Source organism: Trichlorobacter lovleyi, assembly GCF_015239775.1.
Classification (GTDB): Bacteria; Desulfobacterota; Desulfuromonadia; order Geobacterales; family Pseudopelobacteraceae; genus Trichlorobacter; species Trichlorobacter lovleyi_B.
Map to the genome: position 1 here is coordinate 1,985,523 of NZ_CP058409.1, position 21,797 is coordinate 2,007,319.

The 21,797-nt window shown below is 54.3% G+C and carries 17 protein-coding genes, 1 pseudogene and 1 riboswitch; of the genes and pseudogenes, 6 read left to right on the top strand and 12 right to left on the bottom strand.

The window, feature by feature from the left end:
- Positions 1-6: 6 nt before the first annotated feature.
- Positions 7-1,137 (bottom strand): SpoIID/LytB domain-containing protein, encoded by a 1,131-nt coding sequence (locus FY034_RS09165; RefSeq protein WP_265549808.1) that lies wholly within the window; start codon positions 1,135-1,137, stop codon positions 7-9.
- A 124-nt stretch (positions 1,138-1,261) separates the two neighbouring features.
- Here FY034_RS09165 and FY034_RS09170 point away from each other — a divergent pair, with 124 nt between their 5' ends.
- Together FY034_RS09170 and FY034_RS09175 are read left to right on the top strand one after the other, a co-directional pair.
- Positions 1,262-2,218 carry an ABC transporter ATP-binding protein gene (locus FY034_RS09170; protein WP_265549810.1) on the top strand — a complete coding sequence of 319 codons (957 nt, stop codon included), beginning with the start codon at positions 1,262-1,264 and terminating at the stop codon, positions 2,216-2,218.
- Positions 2,215-3,204, top strand: a complete 990-nt coding sequence (locus tag FY034_RS09175) for an ABC transporter ATP-binding protein (RefSeq protein WP_265549811.1) — start codon at positions 2,215-2,217, stop codon at positions 3,202-3,204. Before FY034_RS09170 ends, FY034_RS09175 begins: the two co-directional genes overlap by 4 nt.
- Before the next feature lie 164 nt (positions 3,205-3,368).
- Here the strand turns inward: FY034_RS09175 and FY034_RS09180 are convergent, their stop codons facing one another.
- Positions 3,369-3,737 (bottom strand): hypothetical protein, encoded by a 369-nt coding sequence (locus tag FY034_RS09180; protein ID WP_265549812.1) that lies wholly within the window; start codon positions 3,735-3,737, stop codon positions 3,369-3,371.
- Positions 3,738-3,827: 90 nt separating this feature from the next.
- A riboswitch (cyclic di-GMP riboswitch) is annotated at positions 3,828-3,904 on the bottom strand.
- Positions 3,905-4,192: 288 nt separating this feature from the next.
- Between FY034_RS09180 and tgt the strand changes: the two genes are divergently transcribed.
- The 4 genes and pseudogenes from tgt to FY034_RS09200 all read left to right on the top strand — a co-directional run.
- A complete protein-coding gene (gene tgt / locus FY034_RS09185) occupies positions 4,193-5,335 on the top strand; it encodes a tRNA guanosine(34) transglycosylase Tgt (RefSeq protein ID WP_265549813.1) in 1,143 nt (380 codons plus the stop codon).
- Positions 5,332-6,207, top strand: coding sequence for a hypothetical protein (locus tag FY034_RS09190; protein WP_265549815.1), 876 nt, complete (start codon positions 5,332-5,334; stop codon positions 6,205-6,207). Before tgt ends, FY034_RS09190 begins: the two co-directional genes overlap by 4 nt.
- A gap of 88 nt (positions 6,208-6,295) precedes the next feature.
- Positions 6,296-7,591 (top strand): phosphopyruvate hydratase, encoded by a 1,296-nt coding sequence (gene eno / locus FY034_RS09195; RefSeq protein WP_265549817.1) that lies wholly within the window; start codon positions 6,296-6,298, stop codon positions 7,589-7,591.
- 134 nt (positions 7,592-7,725) lie between these two features.
- Positions 7,726-9,231, top strand: a pseudogene (locus FY034_RS09200) (glucose-6-phosphate isomerase); the annotation flags it as partial.
- A gap of 115 nt (positions 9,232-9,346) precedes the next feature.
- Here FY034_RS09200 and FY034_RS09205 read toward each other — a convergent pair.
- From FY034_RS09205 to FY034_RS09250, 10 genes are all read right to left on the bottom strand, one after another.
- The gene (locus FY034_RS09205; protein ID WP_322573219.1) at positions 9,347-10,438 is read right to left on the bottom strand and encodes an amino acid ABC transporter ATP-binding protein; all 1,092 of its coding nucleotides are present in this window, start codon (positions 10,436-10,438) and stop codon (positions 9,347-9,349) included.
- Positions 10,435-12,669: an ABC transporter permease subunit gene (locus FY034_RS09210; RefSeq protein ID WP_265549818.1), complete on the bottom strand. Its 2,235-nt coding sequence runs from the start codon at positions 12,667-12,669 to the stop codon at positions 10,435-10,437. The genes FY034_RS09205 and FY034_RS09210 overlap by 4 nt, the downstream gene beginning before the upstream one ends.
- A 3-nt stretch (positions 12,670-12,672) precedes the next feature.
- The gene (locus tag FY034_RS09215) at positions 12,673-14,619 is read right to left on the bottom strand and encodes a SpoIIE family protein phosphatase (RefSeq protein ID WP_265549819.1); all 1,947 of its coding nucleotides are present in this window, start codon (positions 14,617-14,619) and stop codon (positions 12,673-12,675) included.
- The gene (locus FY034_RS09220; RefSeq protein ID WP_265549820.1) at positions 14,609-15,637 is read right to left on the bottom strand and encodes an ABC transporter substrate-binding protein; all 1,029 of its coding nucleotides are present in this window, start codon (positions 15,635-15,637) and stop codon (positions 14,609-14,611) included. The genes FY034_RS09215 and FY034_RS09220 overlap by 11 nt, the downstream gene beginning before the upstream one ends.
- Before the next feature lie 199 nt (positions 15,638-15,836).
- Positions 15,837-17,033, bottom strand: coding sequence for an NAD-dependent dihydropyrimidine dehydrogenase subunit PreA (gene preA / locus FY034_RS09225; protein WP_265549821.1), 1,197 nt, complete (start codon positions 17,031-17,033; stop codon positions 15,837-15,839).
- A 328-nt stretch (positions 17,034-17,361) separates the two neighbouring features.
- Positions 17,362-19,197, bottom strand: coding sequence for a TIGR03768 family metallophosphoesterase (locus FY034_RS09230; RefSeq protein ID WP_265549822.1), 1,836 nt, complete (start codon positions 19,195-19,197; stop codon positions 17,362-17,364).
- Between the two features lie 127 nt (positions 19,198-19,324).
- Positions 19,325-20,164 (bottom strand): HDOD domain-containing protein, encoded by an 840-nt coding sequence (locus tag FY034_RS09235; protein ID WP_265549823.1) that lies wholly within the window; start codon positions 20,162-20,164, stop codon positions 19,325-19,327.
- An 89-nt stretch (positions 20,165-20,253) separates the two neighbouring features.
- The gene (locus FY034_RS09240; RefSeq protein ID WP_265549824.1) at positions 20,254-20,880 is read right to left on the bottom strand and encodes a class I SAM-dependent DNA methyltransferase; all 627 of its coding nucleotides are present in this window, start codon (positions 20,878-20,880) and stop codon (positions 20,254-20,256) included.
- 16 nt (positions 20,881-20,896) lie between these two features.
- Positions 20,897-21,283: a hypothetical protein gene (locus tag FY034_RS09245; protein WP_265549825.1), complete on the bottom strand. Its 387-nt coding sequence runs from the start codon at positions 21,281-21,283 to the stop codon at positions 20,897-20,899.
- Positions 21,280-21,795, bottom strand: coding sequence for a hypothetical protein (locus FY034_RS09250; RefSeq protein WP_265549826.1), 516 nt, complete (start codon positions 21,793-21,795; stop codon positions 21,280-21,282). Before FY034_RS09250 ends, FY034_RS09245 begins: the two co-directional genes overlap by 4 nt.
- Positions 21,796-21,797: the final 2 nt, after the last annotated feature.

Below are 21,797 nucleotides of genomic sequence, written 5' to 3' on the forward strand. Positions count from 1 at the left end.
ACAGTCCTAGAGCTCAGACAGTTTGCTCAGCTTGGTGCCGGGATAATAGTATGACAGTATCTCGGTATAGCTGAAACCATCAAGGGCACGCTGTTTGGCCCCATATTGGCATAATCCCACACCATGACCATAGCCGGAACCGCTGAAATAGGCGATCCCTCCTTCAACCCTGACCGAAAAGTTGGTACTCCTGATCACTGTTGAGCCGACCGCCATCCTGAATTTAGTGGCAGGGATCGTCATGGTTCCACGTTCTGTCTCCAGCTGCACCGTTTTCAGACGTCCGCGGTTGTTACGCGGGCCGGCCTTGATGTCGGTCAGGCCGTACACCTTTTGGGCCTTCAGCGATGACTCAATTTTAGACAAGGGTATGCTCTGTTCCCAGCTGCTGGTGGTTGAGGTCAGGCCGTACTGACACTCAACGCCCTTAAGATACGGAAGGGCCACCCCCCAAACATTTTCTGACGACTCTGTGCGCCCGCCACTATTAGCGTGGTAAAAAGCCTGTATAACCGTACCGTTATAGGTCAACACTTCACCTTCTGTCTCAGCAACGCCGCGTGCAGCCCGGCTGTCTTCCTCATCGCTACCTTCGTAGGCCTGGTCCATAACGGTTGATTCAAGGTGGTAATAGGCCTTGCTGCGTTCCTTGCGCTTTGCCACGGCAAAGGTGCGTGCAATCACAGCCTGGGTCTTGATTGATTCCATTGGCCAGGTTGAGGAGATCTCACTTGTAATGACGCCAACCAGATACTGTTCAAGCGGCAGTTCATTTACCACCAGTATTTTACCGTTGCTCTGGAGCGACAACTCAATCTGACCACGGTATGATTTGCCGTTAACCCGCATCAGACCGCCTGCAGCAAGCCGCACCAGTTGACTGGAGCTGTTTCCGGCAAGTATCCTGCCCCGTTCACTCCTCACAGTGACGGGAAGGTCAAGCACAATGGGTTTACCGGAAGCATCAGTCGCAAGCACGCCATCGCCGTCAATGGTCACGGAATCAGCACCCTTGATAATAGCTACCCGGATCAACCCGCTTGACTGAGATGGTTCTTTGGCGCTGGCTATTTCTACAGAAAAAGCGACTGACAGCAGACAACCTATGGTTATGATGAGAAGATATAAATATTTCATGAATAAATCCAGAGGGGTCAGATAGAACCATAAAGCATGATTACTGTCAAACAGTTTCCCTGCACCTAACCACCCTGTTTCGAGGTTTGACATAGACGGTTGCAGCAAGGTAAACTGCCTCACTATGGCACTACTTGAAATCAGCGACCTGGTAACAATCCTACCGACCCAGCACGGTTCTGTCCATGCCGTGAATGGTGCCAGCCTCAGTCTTGAGCGTGGCCAGACCGTGGCACTGGTGGGAGAATCAGGCTCCGGCAAAAGCATGACCGCCCGCTCGATCATGGGCTTGATCCCTGCTTCCGGTAAAATCAGTCACGGTTCCATCCGGCTGGATGGCCGTGAACTGCTGGAACTGCCAGAGGACGAGCTGCGGCTTTTACGCGGCAACCGGATTGCCATGATCTTTCAGGAGCCGATGACCTCCCTGAATCCGGTCCTGCGAATCGGCGATCAGTTGATGGAGCCGCTTCTGCTGCACCGTGCCATGGATGTACCGAGCGCCAGGCAGCACGCAATCGAACTGTTGCATCAGGTCGGTATCCCCAGCCCTGAACTGCGGATCAGGGATTACCCGCACCAGCTTTCCGGAGGGATGCGTCAGCGGGTCATGATCGCCATGGCCCTGGCCTGTTCGCCCGATGTTCTGATTGCCGACGAGCCGACCACCGCCCTTGATGTTACCATTCAGGCCCAGATCCTTGAACTGATTGACCAGTTGCGCCAGGACAAGGGGTTGGCATTACTGCTGATTACCCATGATCTGGGTATTGTGGCTGAACGGGCCGACCGGGTGCATGTCATGTATGCCGGACGGATTGTCGAATCTGCTCAAACCGCAGAGCTTTTGACGCAGCCGTTGCACCCCTATACCCGGGGGCTGCTGGCGTCCCTGCCGGAAAATGCCGAACCGGGCAGGCCGCTCAAGACCATTGCCGGCCATCCTCCCGACATGACCGCCGAGATTACCGGCTGTCCCTTCAAGCCCCGCTGCCCGGATGCCAGGGATTGCTGCACAGTCATGCCAGAGCAACGTGACATGGGCCTGTCTCACCAGGTACGCTGCTGGAACTACCTATGAACCGAACGGTCCTGGCTGCAGATAGGGTGAGCAAGAGTTTTGATCTGAAAGGATCAGGTCTTGGCGCGGGGAATAAACTACGGCTCAAGGCGGTGGATACCGTCTCTCTGAGCCTTACAGCCGGAGAAACCCTTGGCATAGCCGGGGAATCGGGCTGTGGCAAGTCAACCCTTGCCAAACTGATCACCGGGCTGTTGCAACCGGATAGTGGTGTGGTCAGTTTTCAGGGCAACGATATCAGACAGCTTGCTGCGCCGGATGCCCGGCAGTTCCGTCGTTCGGTCCAGATGGTATTTCAGGACCCGTTCTCATCCCTGAACCCCCGTATGCGGATCGGTGATACCATCGCTGAACCGCTCCTGATCCATAAGCTGTGTGATGTGAACCGGGTCCGGGAAACCAGCGTCAACCTGATGGAACAGGTTGGCCTGTCCGGTGACCAGTACGACCGTTTTCCCCACGAATTTTCAGGGGGTCAGCGTCAAAGGATCGGCATTGCCCGTGCCCTGGCTGCCAAACCTGCCGTGCTGATTGCCGACGAACCGGTATCATCACTTGATATTTCCATCCAGGCCCAGATCATTAATCTGCTGCAGGATCTCAAACAACAACATGGCCTGAGCCTGCTGATGGTCAGCCACGATCTGGGAGTACTGCGCCATATCTGCGACCGGATAGCGGTTATGTATCTGGGGGCTGTGGTTGAATTGGCACCGGCCAGTGACCTGTTTACCCGTTGCCGTCACCCCTACAGTCAGGCCCTGCTGACTGCAATCCCCAGCATTCACAAGGTTTCCGGGAAATCCTGCCGGCCACTGCGCTCCCATGACGTGCCATCTGCTGCCAACCTGCCGGAGGGGTGCCGTTTCCACCCCCGTTGTCCCTATGCTGAAGAGATCTGCCGAAAGCAAAGCCCTCCGCTGCAGGAACAGCATCCAGGCCACCTTGCAGCCTGTCATCTCAGTGGCAGGATATTCATCGATTAGGGTAAGCTTGCGCTTTAGATCAATGTGGCATGGCACGGCGTGGCGGGTAAAAGAGAGATCCCGGTCCATCCTGGAGACCGGTGTGCTGCCGTACCGGCCGTACGGCAGTATTCCTCGGTGACGGCAGAATGTTTTCTGAAATGGCTCAGGCTGGATTGCAGTACCTAAAAGACAAAATGCAATTTGACGCTTAACCCGTTAATCGGTGGGACTTCCTGGCTCGATGCCATGTTGACACGCGGTACGTCCTGTTGGGTATGCGGGTCTTCTGGTGGGCAGTACGCAAACACCATCTGCACGGAGCCGTATTTCACCACCAGATCCCCGCTTTGATTCAGACTCACGGTTGCGGCTGTTTTCTGTCTGTTCTGGGGAGTCTGCTGCCAGGAAATAGCGCTACCTGTGTCATCTTTAAAAAAGACCAGAAGCGGTTCAGCACAGACTGTTTGAGGGATAAGAACGGCAATAAGGGCGACTGCGGCAACAAGACGTTGAAAGGTTACAATGCATAACAACCTGCGACAAGCTGCCATTGGGAGCCCCCTTCGGGCATCTGCTGCCCGGTACCGTTGAGTGCCCCGGCACAAAAAAACCGGGACGCGTTCGTATCTGATGGCAGATATTTCGGCGACCCGGCTGTCTCAGAGAGACCCTGTAGGCTTTCCGTCCCATCCTCGCGAATGGTTTAGTATTATCGTGTATCCTGATATGTAGTTTCACTAATTTAGCATAAAGCATGCCCAGCTTGATATTTTTTCAGCAACCCGCTCAAGCGGCCGTTTTGAGGGACTGAAACAGTATACCGGCATGGGCAAGCAGCTCGCCTTGTGGCGCTTTTTGCTTTTATTGAGTGACATTTTTTTGCAGTTTTTTCGCAATTTCCAACAACAGGCATGGATCGCTTGACCAGAGTGTGGAAAACTGCAGAATAGTTCAAAACAACCTACGGCTTTCATAACAGCCGGCTCTGAAACAAAGAAAGCACACTATGAACTTTACCCTCGTAAAAAAAGACGCTCAATCAGCCGCCCGGCTCGGCATCCTCCAGACCAGCCATGGCGAGATTCAGACTCCGATCTTCATGCCGGTGGCCACCCATGGGGCCATGAAACCTCTGACACCGGCTCAGATTCACGAGACAGGGGCACAGATCATCCTCTCCAACACCTATCACCTGCACCTGCAGCCCGGTGAGGGGCTGGTTAAAAAGGCCGGTGGACTGCACAGGTTCATGGCCTGGGAAAAGCCGATCCTGACCGATTCCGGCGGGTTCCAGGTTTTTTCTCTGCCCAAGAAGCGGATCACTGAAGAGGGTGTCTTTTTCAAGCATGAGCTGACCGGCGAAGAGATCTACCTTGATCCGGCCAAGGCGATCGGTATCCAGCAGGAGCTCGGCTCAGACATCATGATGGCCTTTGATGAGTGCATCCCCTACCCTTGCGACAAGGCCTATGCTGAACAGTCCACCCGGAAGACGATCCGCTGGCTGAAGGAGTGCCAGAAGGCCTGGACCAACCGAGAAACCCAGGCCCTGTTCGGTATTGTACAGGGCAGCGTGTATGAAGACCTGCGGATCATGTGCGCCAAAGAGATGCGCAAGCTGGATCTGCCCGGCTATGCCATCGGTGGTGTCAGCGTGGGCGAAGGACTGGAGCTGCTTAAAAAAGTAGTGGGCTGGACCGCGCCGCACCTGCCTGAGGACAAACCGCGCTACCTGATGGGGGTCGGCCTGCCTGAAGACATACTGGAAAGCGTTGAGCGCGGCATGGATATGTTTGACTGTGTGATCCCGACCCGTTACGCCCGCAGTGCCACCCTGTTTACCCGTCGGGGCAAGATCAGGGTCACCAATAAAAACTACAAACGGGATTTTTTCCCGGTTGATCCCTCCTGCAGCTGCTACACCTGCCAGAATTTCAGCCGGGCCTATCTGCACCATCTGTTTGCCGCCAACGAGGTGCTTTCGGCCGTGCTATCCGCCATTCATAACGTCACCTTCTACCTGCAGATGATGGCAGAGATCCGCCAGGCCATTGCAGACAACCGCTTCATGGCCTATAAACAGGCCTTTCTGGCCGAGTATCTGGCTTCAGAAAAACAGTCCCAAGGATCAAAGAAACACTTAAAATGACCAGAATCACTGTAGTAACCGCATCAGTCACCACGGTACTCATCACGTCGTTATTTGCAGCAGATGCACCAGCAGCCACCCAGCCGGTTGTCCCGGCCATCCCCCGGATGGAGGTATCCGCGAAGCCACACCAATGCGAACTGCCCCGCTGCCTGACCCTCAGCGTGCTGCAGCAACGCAAACTGGCCAAATTCCATCAGGTCATGGATGATATCAAGGCTCAACGGGCACTGATCGCCGATTTTGAACGCTATGCCGCCTGGATGAACAGCAATCTGGCCGCCTACAACCGCTATATCCAGGCTGGGTCTGCAGCGGCAGCAATAACCAGATTCCTGCCAATCCCCTATGCCGGTCAGGCAGCAGTTTTCTCAAAGTTTGTGGCCCAGTTCAGCCAAACCCTGGGTACGGCTTCAAAATCCCTTGACACCTATTTACAGATATCTCAGCAGGTCTTGACTCTGGCAGCCAGGCTTGACCCGGCCACCCCTGATCCAAAGTCTCTGGCAGATGTCCATACGCTGGCTGATGTAGACCTGCTGAAGGCCATGTCTGAGGCGAACCAGCAACTTAAAAACGTTGCGGACCTGTCTTCCGGAGCCCAGGCCTTTCTGGTTGGGTTGAACAACTACCTGGCAACTGGCGATGAATACCTGCACAAGGTTAAAGGGGTCTTTAAAAAGGAAGCTGCCCAGCAGGAAAAGAGCTTTCTGACTGAGAGCATCGGAAATCTCAAGACCCAGACCGAGTTGTTTAACTCCCGACTGAAAAATTTTGAGATTCTGGGTGGCCGGATCAGCACGACAGTCAAATCACTCTCGGTTTACGATGAACTTGCTGCAGAGACCGCAACAGCTTCAGCTGATAAATAGCCGGGGCGCTATGTATTGATGCTTTTCTTTTCCTCACCCAGTTGCTATAAAAGTGAGGTTTTTGATCCAATTCCATGAGGAGGCAGTGATGAGCGAAATCGTTGATATCTACGCACGGGAGATCCTTGATTCCCGCGGTAATCCAACCCTTGAGTGCGAGGTTTTTCTTGAGTCCGGCGCCTTTGGCCGGGCAGCCGTGCCCTCCGGTGCATCAACCGGTGAACGTGAGGCGCTGGAGCTGCGTGATGGCGATAAAGGCCGCTATCTTGGCAAGGGTGTTCTGCAGGCGGTTGACAACGTCAACAACAGGATTGCTGATGAACTGATCGGCATGGAAGCCAGTGATCAGGTGGGCATTGACCAGCGCATGCTGGAAATGGACGGTACCGAGTCCAAGAGCAACCTGGGTGCCAACGCCATCCTGGGGGTTTCTCTGGCCGTTGCCAAGGCTGCTGCTGAAGAGGCAGGCCTGCCGCTCTACAAATATATTGGCGGCGCCAATGCCCGCGAACTGCCGTTGCCGATGATGAACATCATCAACGGTGGCGCCCATGCCGACAACAACGTGGATATCCAGGAATTCATGATCATGCCGGCCGGTGCCTGCTGTTTTGCCGAGGCGCTGCGGATGGGAGCCGAGATCTTCCACGCCCTGAAAGGGGTACTGAAGGCCAAGGGCTACAACACTGCCGTGGGTGATGAGGGCGGCTTTGCCCCCAACCTGAAGTCCAATGAAGAGGCCCTGGAAGTCATCATGGAGGCGATTGTCAAGGCCGGTTACAAGCCGGGCGATGATGTGCTGCTGGCCCTGGATGTGGCCTCATCCGAACTGTTTGACAAGGAAAAAGGGACCTACACCCTGGAGAACGAGCCTCAAAAGGAAAAAACACGGGAAGAGATGGTTGCGTTCTACGAAAACCTGGTCAACAAGTACCCGATCATCTCCATTGAAGACGGCATGGCTGAAAATGACTGGGATGGCTGGAAGTTGATGACCGACCGCCTGGGCAAGAAGATCCAGATCGTGGGCGACGACCTGTTTGTGACCAACCCCGCCATCCTCAAGGAAGGTATCCAGAAAGGGATTGCCAACTCAATCCTGATCAAGCTGAACCAGATCGGTACCCTGACCGAGACCCTGGAAGCGATTGAGATGGCCAAGCGGGCCGGTTACACCACCGTGATCTCGCACCGTTCCGGCGAAACCGAGGACACCACCCTGGCTGACCTGGCTGTGGCCGTCAATGCCGGACAGATCAAGACCGGCTCACTCTGCCGTACTGACCGGGTAGCCAAATACAACCAGCTGCTGCGGATTGAAGATGAACTGGACACCACTGCAGAGTTCAAAGGACACAATGTTTTCTATAACATAAAGAAATAGTCTTAAAGTACCAGTTGACAGATGTTCAAAGGGCGGGTTTATCCCCGCCCTTTCTTTTTGGGGCTGCTGACCTGGATTTTCAGGTTGTCTGTGGTATAGGTACAGCATCATCCCTATCTGAAGGAGCAGACCTGATGCCTACAAACACCTGGAACCGCTTTCAGCAACATCTCTGCCACTGCCCCGAGATCGGTCTCTGGCTGGATATCAGCCGGATGAACTTTGATGACGAGTTCCTGAACCGGATGGAGCCTGCCATGCAGCAGGCCTTTGATGCCATGCTTGCCCTTGAACAGGGCAGCATAGCCAACCCGGATGAAGGGCGTATGGTGGGTCATTACTGGTTACGCACCCCTGCCCTCGCCCCCAGACCGGAGATCCAGCAGCAGATCGAATCCACGCTTGAGCGGGTTGCAGCTTTTACCGGCGATATCCACTCCGGCAAGATTACAGCTCCAGGTAATCGCGTATTCAAAAAGCTGCTGATAATCGGGATTGGCGGTTCTGCCCTGGGCCCCCAGTTTGTGGCTGATGCCCTGGGCAACAGCTCAGACAGGATGACACCCTTCTTTCTGGATAATACTGACCCGGACGGCATGGATCGGGTCTTCAGCCAGATCGGCGATCTCTCTGACTGTCTGGTGATTGTCATCTCCAAAAGCGGTTCCACCCAAGAGACCCGCAACGGCATGTTGGAGGCGCAGGCAGCCTGGCAACGGTCCGGGCTGGATTTCAGCAAACAGGCGATCGCCATTACCGGTGATGGCAGCGAGCTGGACAAGCTGGCCCTGGCAGAAGGCTGGGTCACCCGTTTTCCGATGTGGGACTGGGTCGGCGGCCGCACCTCGGTTACCTCGGCTGTCGGGCTTGTGCCTGCTGCCCTGCAGGGGCTGGATATCAGGGCACTACTGAAAGGTGCCCAGGTCTGCGACCAGATCACCCGCAGCAGGATTACCACCTTTAACCCGGCGGCCCTGATGGCCTTGATGTGGCACCACGCCACGGATGGCTGCGGAAACAAAGATATGGTGATGCTGCCGTACAAGGATCGCCTGCTGCTCTTCTCCCGCTATCTGCAGCAACTGATCATGGAATCCATTGGCAAGGAGCTGGACCTGAGCGGCAAACCGGTCTGCCAGGGGTTAACGGTCTACGGCAACAAAGGCTCCACTGACCAGCATGCCTATGTGCAGCAGTTGCGTGAAGGGGTGCACAACTTCTTTGTAACCTTCATCGAGGTGTTGCAGGACCGCCAGGGTGGCTCCATGCAGGTTGAGGAAGGGGTGACCAGCGGCGATTTTCTGTTTGGCTTCCTGTACGGCACCAGACAGGCCCTGTCTGAGAAGGGACGCGAGTCTCTGACCATCACGGTTGAGCAGATTGATGCTGCCACCATAGGTGCCCTGATCGCCCTGTTTGAACGGACTGTCGGGCTGTACGCCTCATTGGTCAATATCAATGCCTACCACCAGCCGGGTGTAGAGGCAGGCAAAAAAGCTGCAGGAGCCGTGATCACGCTCCAGAAGAAGGTGCAGGCATTTTTGGCTGCTCATCCTGATGAAACCTCACCAGAAAAGATTGCCAACGCAATTGGAGCAGCCGAGCAGGTGGAAACCGTGTATGCCATCCTGCGACGTCTGCAGCACCATTAAGCCTCTGTAACAGCAGCACACAAAAGGCTCAACAGACAGTAACCATCCTGCCTGTTGAGCCTTTGCACAGTGTACGGATCACAGCCCGCCCCCATCACGGGGGTTACCCCCTCTTCATCAGCACCGTCACCCTGTTGATGCCGTTGTTGCGCTGGTAGTCGATCTGCTCTGCCAGGTGGGTGATGATGTTCAGTCCCAGCTCATCGGGCAGGCGGTCTTTATCCAGCAGGTTGATTGCCTCCCCCCGGTTCTCCAGGATGATCTCCAGGCTCTCCTTCTTTTCAGAATAGGCGATGGTCAGGTCAAGGGGGGTCGTGGCCAGCAGCGGGGCATGGATCTGCAGCAGTTCCTCCACCAGCAGCAGCAGGTTGTGCCGGGTCTTTCTGGGCAGGATCTGCCGCTCGCAGAAGATCTCGATCTCCGCGTTCATGGCATACAGGTCATAGTCAGCTGAGCTGATGCCGTAGCTGAAGCTGCGGATCCGGTTGATAAAGGCCCTGGTCTTTTCCTGCTGCGGGTTTTCAAAGATCTGCTGCGGAGTGCCTTCTTCATAGATCAGGCCTTCGTCCATGTAGAGTACCCGGCTGGAGACATCACGGGCAAAGTCCATCTCATGGGTGACGATCAGCATGGTCATGCCGTCTTTGGCCAGCCGCCGGATGACCGCCAGTACCTCGCTGACCATGGTGGGGTCAAGGGCCGAAGTCGGTTCGTCAAACAGGATGATCTCCGGATTCATGGCCAGGCAGCGGGCAATCGCCACCCGCTGTTTCTGACCACCGGACAGTTCATCGGGAAAACTGTCGGCCTTTTCAGCCAGCCCCACCAGTTTGAGGATCTCCAGGGCCTTCTGTTCTGCCTCGCCTTTTGGCATGCCCAGCAGTTTAATCGGGCCGATGGTCAGGTTTTCCAGGGCGGTCAGGTGGGAGAAGAGGTTGAAGGATTGAAAGACCATGTTCATCCGCTGCCGGATCCTGGGAATGTCGCTCTTTCTGTCCAGCAGGTCGATCCCGTCCACGGCGATTGAGCCGCCGCTGGGTTGTTCCAGCAGATTGAGGCAGCGCAGGAAGGTGGATTTGCCGGTGCCGGACGGTCCGATGATGGAGATGACTTCTCCCTTGGCAACGCTGAGGGAGATATCTTTCAGTACGGTGACCTCACCGTAGGTCTTTGAGAGGTGTGCGACCCTGATCATGCCCTGCCTGCCTTTCTCTTTTTGTATTTGGGATCGGTGATCCGTTCCAGGTACTCAAGGGATTGCATCAGTGTCCATGAGATCAGGAAGTAGAGGATGGCCACCATGACCAGGGGAAAGAAGGCGTCAAAGGTGCGGCTGCGGATGATGTCGCTGGCCTTGGTCAGATCCTGTACGGCGATGTAGCCCACAATGGAGGTCATCTTGACCAGGGAGATGAACTCCCCCTTGTAGACCGGCAGGATCCGCCGCACCATCTGGGGCAGTACGATCTGGAAGAAGGTACTGGTCCTGGTGAATCCCAGTGAAATACCTGCCTCGGTCTGTCCCTTTTCCACCCCTTCGATGCCGGTCCTGAAGATCTCGGCGGTGTAGGCGCCGAAGTTCATGCCAAAGGCGATCACCGCCACAATGACCGGGTTGATGTTGACTGAGGCAAAGACGACATAGAAGATCAGCATCAACAGCACCAGTACCGGTGTGCCCCGCAGGATGGCGATGTAGAGCCTGGCAGGAGCAGAGAGCAGACGGCTCTTTGCCATCCGCATGAAGCAGATCAGCGCCCCCAGCAGGGTACCGAAGAGGGTGGCAAAGACCGAGATGATCACGGTGGTCTTGAGGCCGTCCAGGATCAGCAGATAACGCCGCTCCATGATGATGTTGCTCTGAAAACTGGTGACAAGACCGCTGAGGAAGGAAGGAACGGCTGTTGTCGCAGACGCGCCGGTCTTTCTGACCAGCACCGATATATCATTTGTAATATAGGGAACAGAAAAACTGACCAGCTTTTTCCGTTCTTCTGTCACGTTGAAATTGGAAAGTGCAAAGTCAATCTTGCCTGATTGCAGCGCTGGAATCAGGGCTTCAAAGTTCATATCAACGATCTCGATTTCTTTATTGAGACGCTCCCCGATCAGCTGGCTCAGCTCACGATCAAGCCCGGTGATGATGCCGTTAGACTGGAACGAGAACGGTTCAAGGTTGGCGCAGGTTCCCATTCTCAGCACACCGTTGGTATGCACAGCCTTGGCGGGCGGTAACTGCGGAGTGACGGCATATCTTGTATCAACCCATTTTGTTCTCAGGCGCTGCAGTTCACCTTCCTGTTTCAAGCCTTGTAATGCCTTGTTCATGCTTGCAAGCAGCGCCGTATTATCCTTTCTGACCGCTGCAGCCACCTCCAGTTTATCCACCGCCTGATCAAGAATCATCAGCTCCGGGTTCTTTTCAACCAGATTCAACAGCACGCTTTTGTCATAGACAAAGGCATCGGCCTTATTGGTCTTGATTGCCAGGGCAGCATCCGCTGATGCTGTAAAGGTTTGAAACTCTGAACCGGGAAAGGCTTTACGGGCCGCCACATCACCGGCAGAACCGGCCAGGACGCAGATCCGCTTCCCTTTCAGGCTGTTGATCGAGTTCAGCTCGGACTTGGGGTGAAAGGCAGCAGCAGGCTTTCTGACCAGCATGACCTGTTTATTGGCAAAATAGGGTTGGGTAAAATTGACCGTCTTTTTACGTTCATTGGTTGCGGTCATGCCGCTGATGATCAGATCAACCTTGCCTGACTGCAGGGCCGGAATCAATGCCATAAACTTCATATTGGAAAACTCAACGGGCCTCTCAAGTTTTGCAGCAATGATACGGGCCAGCTCACCGTCAAAGCCAGACACCCTGCCGTGGTCATCCACAAAACTGAACGGTTCCCGGGTGGCACTCACCCCTATTTTGAGTGCATTACCCTGCCTGGGAAGAACAATGGCACGTTCTTGGTACGGGCTTAAATCAGGCTTCAACCACCGTTTTTCCATATCCGCCAGCGTGCCGTCAGCTTTCAGTGCAGCAACAATCCGATCCACCGTTGCCAGCAGCTGATCATTGCCTTTTTTGACGGCAATGGCGGTATCTTCAAAATCAAGCGGTTCCGGCAGGATTCTTAATTCAGGATTCTTTTTTGAGACCTGCAGGGCAGCGGGAAACAGGGTGATGATCGCATCCAGCTGCCCTGATTTTATGGCAGCAACAGCATCCATGATGTCATCAAAACTCTTGACCTGGGCCTTGGGAAACCGCTTGACAGCAACAGCCTCGCCGGTTGAACCTGTCATCACGCCGATCCTGGCATTTTGGGCATCGGCAAAACCGGCTATACTTTTTTCATTCTTGCTGCAACCGCTAAAGAAAATACTCAGCACCAAAAGAACAAGTGCCAAATGTACAGCTTTTTTCATGCATCACCCTTTCCTGTCATCCTGCATTCCCCGATATTTTATGGCGATCATGGTAACGTCGTCGGATTGCGGAGCCCCATTGGCATGGCGTGTAATTTCGCCACGAATATAATGCACCATATCAGTCAACTCCTGATCGGGAACACGTTGCAGGGCCTGCAGCAGCTGTTCTTCCCCGTACAGCTCGTCAGCACTGTTGGTCGCCTCGGTAACGCCGTCGGTATACATAAACAGCGTATCTCCCGGCTGCAGGATAAGGCGCTCGGCTGTATAGGCCATATCCTGCAGGGGACCCAGCACAAAGCCCGGTTTCAGGTCCAGGTAACGTATTCTCCGGGACTCTATCAACAGCGGCGGATTATGACCCGCATTGGCAAAACGGACCTCGCCGGTTCTGACATCCAGAATGCCGCAAAAAACCGTAGCAAACATACAGCTGTCATTGTCGCTGGCAAGCACGTTGTTCACGTATCCCAGTATCTGGTCAGGCTCCCCCAGCCGCTGACCTTCAGACTTCAGGAGGGTCTTTGCCACCATCATGTACAGGGCGGCAGGTACCCCCTTGCCAGCCACATCAGCAATCAGGAAGCAGAGGTTATGCTCATCAATAAAAAAGAAATCATAGAAATCCCCGCCAACCTCTTTGGCCGGGTCCATTGAGGCAAAGATATCGAACTCAGGACGGTCCGGGAACGCGGGAAACAGACGGGGAAGCAGGCTGGCCTGGATATCGGTGGCAACCTTGAGTTCACTCTGAATCCGCTCTTTGGCAGCAGTGGTCTCTGTCAGATCCCTGATGTACTCCTTGAGGGACTCCTTCATCATCTGAAAGTCATGGGTGAGCAGACCGACTTCATCTTTCGTGCGGATCGGCGGCAGATCCAGATCAAAGTTTCCTGATGCCAGCACGTGGGTTGCTGCAGCCAGCGAACGCAGCGGTTTTGTGATGGAACTGGCAATTGAAACCACTGCCGCAGTCAGAACGAGGATACCGACAAGCCCCATGGCGGCCATGGTCATGCTCAACCGTCTGACATTTTCCAGCAGCTCCACCTCGGGAAACACCACGGCAAGCGTCCATCCGGTCGATCTGATCGGTGTGTAGTACATCCAGCTCCTGACCCCCACCAGACTCGTGTAGAGTATGAACCCGGACTCGCCCCTGATCATCTTTTTGCCCAGTTCCCGCAGTGACGGATCCTTGCGTTCCTCGGCAATGCTGAAGAAGGTCTCATTCATGACCGCATCCTTCAACGGATGGGCAAGCAGCATCCCGTTACGGGAAAGAAGCGCGGCATAGCCGGTCTTGAGTATCCTGGTAGAGGAAATAAGCTTCGTCAGGGAGTCCAGTGAGATATCAGCCGTCACAACCCCCTTGAGCCGCCTTGTCCCGTTGGCCGCATCGTAGAAGGGCACCGAACAGGTGGACATGGAAATATTGCCGGCCCCTTCATCAAAATACGGTTCGCTCCATTCACGTTTGCCCAGTTCCCGCGGGATCTGGTACCAGTCCCAGTAGAGGTACGGCACATGCTGGTAGGCCTTTTCCAGGCGACTGAAGGCAATCGATCCCTTTTCACGGTAAAAATAGGGAGCATACAGGCGGGTAGATCTGCTAAAGGCGTAGGGCTCAAAGGCCACGGTAGATCCGTATATTTCGGGGTTTTTCTCAACCGTTGCCCGGATCAGCGCCAGCAGTTCCTGCTCGCTATAGCGACCGGTCTCCAGTGAACGGGCCACCCCTTCCGTCACCTTGGCCACCGCAACAAGCTCTGTCTCCACCCGGTGCACCAGTGACATGGCTAGGTTGCGTGCGTTGTTTTCCAGCTCCTGTTCAAGTATCTGCCGGGAACGGTAATAGTTATAGCCGAGTGCTGCGGCAAAGATAGATGAGCAGCAGAGCGTGATCACGAACACCAACCTGACGACAATGCTGCTTTTACCGGGCATTGGACCTCCCGCTGAAGGTGGCATAGTCGGGGTAGCTCCGGATCAGACCAGTTGCACGCAGGGCGCGACCAACCCCCTCATAATCCTGCTGTTTAAGCTGACCGGGCAGTCCCTGCGGTACGTCATACATGATCAGGTCCTGCATCCGCTCAAGCATCCATTTCTGATGAACCCGGTTGGCCGGCACCTGAGCCTCACGCATATATTTGATGACAATATCCAGCGTCTCATCCGGATGGGCAAAGGCGTAACGCCATCCCTCCAGCGATGCCGCCACAAAGGCCCGTGCCAGTGCCGGATCATTATGCAATGTTTTTTCCAGTGTGTAGATCCCGTCTTCCGGGTACTGCATCCCCAGTTCATGGAGCGGGAAGAGCTGCAATTCATCGGGATCAAGCCCTGCATTGAGCATCACATGATATTCGTTGTACCACATGGCAGAAGTCAGATCGATGCCACCACGCAGAAAGAGGTTTATCGTGTGGGACTGGGGAACCTCCCGCACCTTGACCCCGTACCTGTCAAGCAGGGCGCGCGGCGGTATTGACAACTCTCCGCCCCACATCCCCACCTTCCTGCCGCTCATATCCTTAACAGTTTTAATACCGCTGGATTTTTTAGCGATCAGCATCATTGAGGACCGTTGAATGATCTGCGCCAGGTTCACCAGTTTGACACCGGCAGAGCGGCGTTGCAGAGCCGTTGTCAACCAGAGCACGGCAAAATCCGCCTTACCCTCCTGCAGGGTTTGTGCAGGAGAATAGCCCGGCCCGGCCTTGAGGATCTTCAGGTCAATGCCGTGGCGGGCATAGATCCCTTTGTCAAGGGCCACATAATACCCGGCAAACTGGGCCTGGGGGCTCCAGAGCGGCATCAGGGAGGCCTTCTTCAGGACAGCTTCAGCGGCGCCGGCAGGAAACCAGGGGGCTGAGCAGAGCACAAACAGCAGCAGTGCGCTGATCTGCCTCAACCAGGGCCATCCGGTGTGATTGCGTTGTGAGTGGGGTAAGATGGTCATAGTGTCTGCCGGTCAGGTGCAAAACCAGCCGCATTCCTCATGAAGTTTTCAGGGGATCTGGCAAAATCGGCGCAAGCAGTTATTGGGATCTACTGCCGGGCTGTTGTGTGTAAATGGTAGCACCAGCCTAGCAACTGTCAATCTGAAAGCGGGTTCGCAGTGCATGGCCGCATTGCACTCCCGCTTGCAGCAGTGTTATCTAACTGCAGCAACTCTGCATCTGCAACGCCCCGGCCGGGCAGACATGGCTGCAGAGTGAACAGCTCTTGCAGACAGCCGGATCAATCTGCGGCAGCCCTTTGTTCCAGCTGATGGCCTGGTAACCTCCGTCACGGCAGGCGGTAAAGCAGGCGCCGCAGTGAGTGCAACGATCAGCCAGCAGTCTTGGAGGAACCATCGTGCCAGCAGGCAACTTTTTGAAACTGGTGGCCGCATCTCGACAGAGCCCGACAAAATCAACCGGAGCGGTAAAATCATGCCATGTCATGAACTCCCGCAGTTCCTGTTGCATCCTGTCAATTACGCCAAAACCGCGGAGCATTACTTCGGTGGCCACCTGCACGACAGGGGCGCCCAAGAGCATGAACTCCACGGCGTCAAAGCCGTTTGCTATTCCACCGCTGGCCATGACCGGCAAACCGGGTGACTGACAGAGTTCACTGACCGCCCGCAGGGCAATCGGCTTGATACCCGGACCGGAATAACCGCCATAGCTGGTTTTACCGCCGATATCAGGTTTTGGCCGCAAGGTGCTCAGATCAAAGCCAAAGAATGAGGGAATGGTATTGATGGCACAGAACCCGTGAGCACCGGCCAGGGCCAGCTCTTCTGCAATATGCTGGATGTTGGCTACAGCGGCAGTCAGTTTGGGAATCACCGGAATGCTGATCTCTTTGCTGCCTGTTAACCAACGGGTGATCTGTGCCGCATAGTCCGGATTCTGGCCGATGGCCGCCCCACGGCCCCGTTCCGGGTAACCGTGGGGGCAGGAAAAATTCAGCTCCAGCAGGTCTGCCCCGGCATCCTGACAGCCCAGGGCAAGGGAGAGCCACTCATCCGGTGAATTGGCAGCCCCCATAATACTGCCGATGATCGGACAATCGGGAAAATCAGCCTTGATGCACCGGATGGCCCGATACCACTCATCCGGTGTCTGTTCACTCAGCAGTTCCAGGTTTTCAAAACCGGTGATCCGATTACCATGCCTGATTGCAGCAAAACGGTTGGGCAGGTTGTGTACCGGTTCACGAATCAGGGTCTTGATCACGGCCCCGCCCCACCCTGCTTCAAAGGCACGCCGCACCATGTCAGCGGTGGCAGTGGGTGGGGCCGAGGCCAGCACAAATGGATTCCGGAAGACTACTCCCAAATAGCTGGAACTCAGAACAACAGGCATATGGTTACCCCTGTCTTCATCAAAACCGCAGTAACGTGACACAACTTTGAAAGATTCAATCTGAAGTATTGCAATCTTTTCCGATTGGACGAAAGTCGGTGACCATCATTCTCCTATGCAGTGGCCAGGCCCCTTGGTGACGTTTCAGCTACAGGCAAAGACCTCTCTCCGTTACAGGGCTAAGGCCTCAAACAATGATCCACCTATAGCCTGTCTACTCAGGGCACTTACAAACCATAGCTGCCTGGAGGGGGCAGCAAGTTTTTCCTTTCACATCATCTTTGGCTGAATGTCCGTCTGATACTCTCAGCACCCTCTGTCCCTACATTTATACCGGTGTGCCTGCGTTGGCGATGACTGACTGCATTGTTGGCGTCAATTGTACCACCAGTTCTGCATTTATCGAGTGAGAGGTTGTATCACTCATCGGAACATTTCCGGTGATCCGCGCCGTGGCAATGGCGTTACCCCGCGAGGTTGTTGCCGGAGATGCAGTTGATACCGCAGGATCAACATTGGTAATAATAATTGAGACGGTGTTGTTGGTATTGCGGTAGATCCTGAAGGTACGGAACTGCTGCGGAAAATCCCGCAGTGATGAGGTCTCGACCTCCCAGAAGCTGCGGGTTGGATCAGTGGGGTGAATCTGCGGCGTGACGGTGTTCATATGGCGGTGCCCGGCAATCCACATGATCAGGTTCGGATAGCCCTGAAGTATGTCAAGCAGTGATTGAGGAGTGCCACTTGATGTTGGATAATCATTAACAACGGAAAAGGGGACCGGGAGAAACAGATGCATACGTTCAGGATTTAAGGCAACCTGGGATGGATCAGTCACCAGATTTGTGTACACGTTAAACGGAATATGGGCGGCAATGATCATCAACTGGTTATTGTCCTGACCGGCCTGCAGCTCACTTTTGAGCCAGTCCAGGCGGATCTGGTCAAGAGCGCCTCCGGCGTAGTTTGGCTGGCCAGTCCCCTTGCAGGTATCATCCAGCACAATCACCTTGATCGGTATGTTTGCCTTGGGCACAAAGCTGTAGCAGGCAAAGCTGGCTCTATCGCTGACTGGAACCAGGTTAATATTCGGGTTGGCTGCAACCAGATTAAAGCCATGCCCCATCGGGGTTGATGTGGTGGCAAAAAACTCCCGGACCCAGTTTTGACTTGAAGACACGGAGGTTGAAAGCGAACGGCGATCAGGGTCGGCTGTAACAGTCGGTGGCACTGCATAATCAGTTTTGGGTCCTGAGAAAATAACCGGCCCCAGGGGATCAGAGCCATCAATTACCCCCGAATAAAAATCACCTGTACCCATGCTCTGACATGGCGACGTCGAGTTGTTTGTAGTTAGTATGGTACTGGAGATATGAGCGGCCTGAAACATTGGGCTTTCATAACAGGACCCCATCCAGAACTGATCATGATTCCCCAGCACCTGATACCAGGGAATTGACCTGTCGAGTCCGTAGGCCTTAAACGGTTTCTGATAATCAATAAATCCGGCTCCGGCATGGTCGCCGGAACTGGGGGTGATAACCTTGCCGTCAAGCACGTCAATATACCACCTCAGCTCGTTATACTGGGTGTTGTTACAGGCGTCGCCAAGGGAAATTCCGAAGTCAAGCGGCGATTTTTTATGTAGTGCATTGATGGTCTGAACGGCAGCATCAAGCAGATGGGTTGATGCCAGAATAACCGGTGAATAGGCCGACGAATTCATCGTTGTTGAACCTGCGGGCTTACTCCATTCGTAGTACAGCGGCTGGGCTGGCGATTCCTTGTCTGCGATATGCACGTCGGTTATGGTAAAAAACGACAGCAGCAACGCAGCATTCGGTGCTTTGGTGGCAATGGTTTCCCACACCGTCCAAGGCAGCCCCGGCCCGACGGTCCATGAGCTATAGTTATACTGGCTGTAGCGTGCCAGCTCTTTGGGGGCAATCAGTGGAGCGCCTGCCGCCACCGGAACCGGGAGTATCTGATGTTCTGCAGTTGTATAGACCGTGTTCGAGATCGGCCATTGGACAACCTGTTCCGTGCTGCTGCTGCATCCGATATGCAGCGTCGTCAGATACATGCAGGCAACCGTTCCGGCTGAATATTTCACAAAATCCCGCCGTGTTACCGCACCGGACATCGTTGGATCGTTGCTTGCCATAACCGTCTCCTTTTTAAGGTTTTCAACAAACTATCAGCAGGGTCCACACACGTCATGACAATCAAAAAAGCCCCTTCTGCATACAACAGAAGGGGCTTTAAAGTAATAATCCATGTACAGCTACTGGCTAAAACTCTGTCTCGCGTGTCTCAATCAGAAGTGACTCAAGCTCTGCAATCTGCAGCTCACCAATATCAAGCACCTCCGCCTCCAGGGTCAGCTGCAGGGCCAGATCCGGTTCTTTTATCAACCCCAGTCCAACCCTGTGGCAGGTGAGGTTAACAAAGCGAACAATGGCCAGCATTTTATTGACCGGATCCCACTCTTCAAGATGATGATCCCTGATGACATCGCAATACATGGAGGGGAAATTCCAGTGTTGCATCAGACGGTAGCCCTGCTCGACATGCATCGCATCAAAGATTTCCATGATCAGGTCGTCATCAAACATGGAACTGATGACACCTGCCTTGACCAGACGCTCAATTGCCTTGAGCAGGTAGAGCTTGCCCACATCATGCAGCAGGGCAGCCAGATAGATCTCATCTGCGATGCCGCGCATACCGCAGTTGTGTGCCAGCCAGCGGGCTCCCAGGGCTGAACCGTGGCTGTGCAGCCAGAGTTCTTTCATGTAGGCATCCAAAGCCGGATTTTCAGAGGCATGGGCAGAGGCCTGCGAAGCGGCAATGGCTATATTGATCACCTGCTGGGCACCAAGTCGGATTACTGCTTCTTTGATGGTGGCGACCTTGGTACGCCCCATGTACATCGGCGAGTTGGCCATCTTCAGCATCTGACTGGCCAGCGACTGATCTTCGTTCGCCACCTGGGCCACTTCATCAACGGTAAAGTCATAGTCTGACAGCATACGCTGCAGCTTCAGCGCCACTGGATGGAAGATCGGCAGCTCGATCGGTTGAGAAGCCAGTAATTTCCTGACTGTTTCAGGCAATGCTACCTGGGACATGCATCCCTCCTGGGAGAACTAACCTATAATTGTAAATTTATGTTATTTCTAAGTTAAATTAGTCAATATGTCAATCAATCCCAGGAAAATTATGCCACTCCAAGCGTTAAATTAACGGGGTACTCCCTGATGGCTCCCTCCCTGCCCTTCTTGACCGACATAACCTGGATCGTCCTGACATTTGCAAATCCGGCATTTCTGAAATAGCCTTCCATCTCAGCAACACTGAAACCATTGTGATATATGCCGGTTGGATCATCATGGAAACTGCCGTCTTCCGACTCCAGGTCTGCAATACAGAGTTGTCCGCCACTGCGCATGGCCGCGTGGAAGACTTCAAACAGCGTGCCCGGGTCGGCAATATGGTGCATGGTCATACTGCTGACAATCAGATCAAATGGACCCGGCAGGGTAACCGGCCCGGCATGCTCAAGTTGAAACGGGAGGACGTTTGTTATGCCGGCATCAGCCAGTTTTGCACCTAACTGTTCAAGCATCCCTTGAGAACTGTCTGCTGCCACCATCTCCTGCACCAGCGGTGCAAGGGCAAGTGTCACCAGACCGGTGCCGGCACCAAAATCAAGCACCCGCATCGTCTGATTCGGCCTCGCATTCCTGATGATTGCCTCACTGACGGCAGAGGCCAGCAGGACACGGCGGGGCTCCTGATCCCATCGTGACGCCACAGCATTAAAATCACGTAGTTGTTGGCTCATTGGCACGGTTTAGCTCCTAACATCCGCAGCCACAATTGTGGCATACTTTTCTGAACTCGACATCCGGGGCCACGGTTTCCGGCGCAAAGGCAACCCTGCGAACAGCCCGTGCAATATCCTCCATGATATCCAGGCGTTCACTTTTGCTAATCAGATGACCGACACAGTGGTTGTGATGATTATCCTGTGGTGATGAGATCTTGATACAGTTTAGCAGATCGGCATAGCTGTTGATGGTGATGGTGATATCTGTGTTAAAGACCAGCCTGACACCAACTCCGAGCGGTTCCAGATCTGCAGTAAGTCCTGCGACAAAGTCAGCAAACGGCGCCCCTTCAAAATCAAAAATCCAATCCTTGCGCTGATGATTCTGGCCTAACACGGTGATGATAAGTGGTTTCATACCGTACCTTTACCTCCCTGCAGCGGGCATTCCCGCTCCCAGGCATCGTAGCCGTCTCCCTTCAACGCAAGAAACTGCCGGATACGGTCATGGTAATAGTCTCTCAGGTCAAGCTCGGCTTCGATCAGTTGCAGCTCTTCAGCGCTGATCAGATGCCGGTCTCGCAAAAAACGGTAGAATGCTTCAATGGCATCCAGATAGCGGTCCAATACCGTCATGTCCGGTTCAAGTGTGCGGGTGATATACCAGGTAGCCGCAAATCGCTTAACCAGCCCTGCCTGCGGCCGTGCCAGATTCTGCTGTGAAAAATCGATCAGGTAATCCCGCACATAGTAATCGGCACCATATGCCAGTTCCGAAGCTTTTTCAGGTGTTAGCCCACTAAGTTGCAAGTGGGAGTAGAACTGTTGCAACAAGGTGCGGCACCGTTCATCCACACGCAATTCATCCTCAAGTGTTTCACACTCAAAATCATCATGTACAAATACGATCTGTGGTTGTTGATCTGGCATGG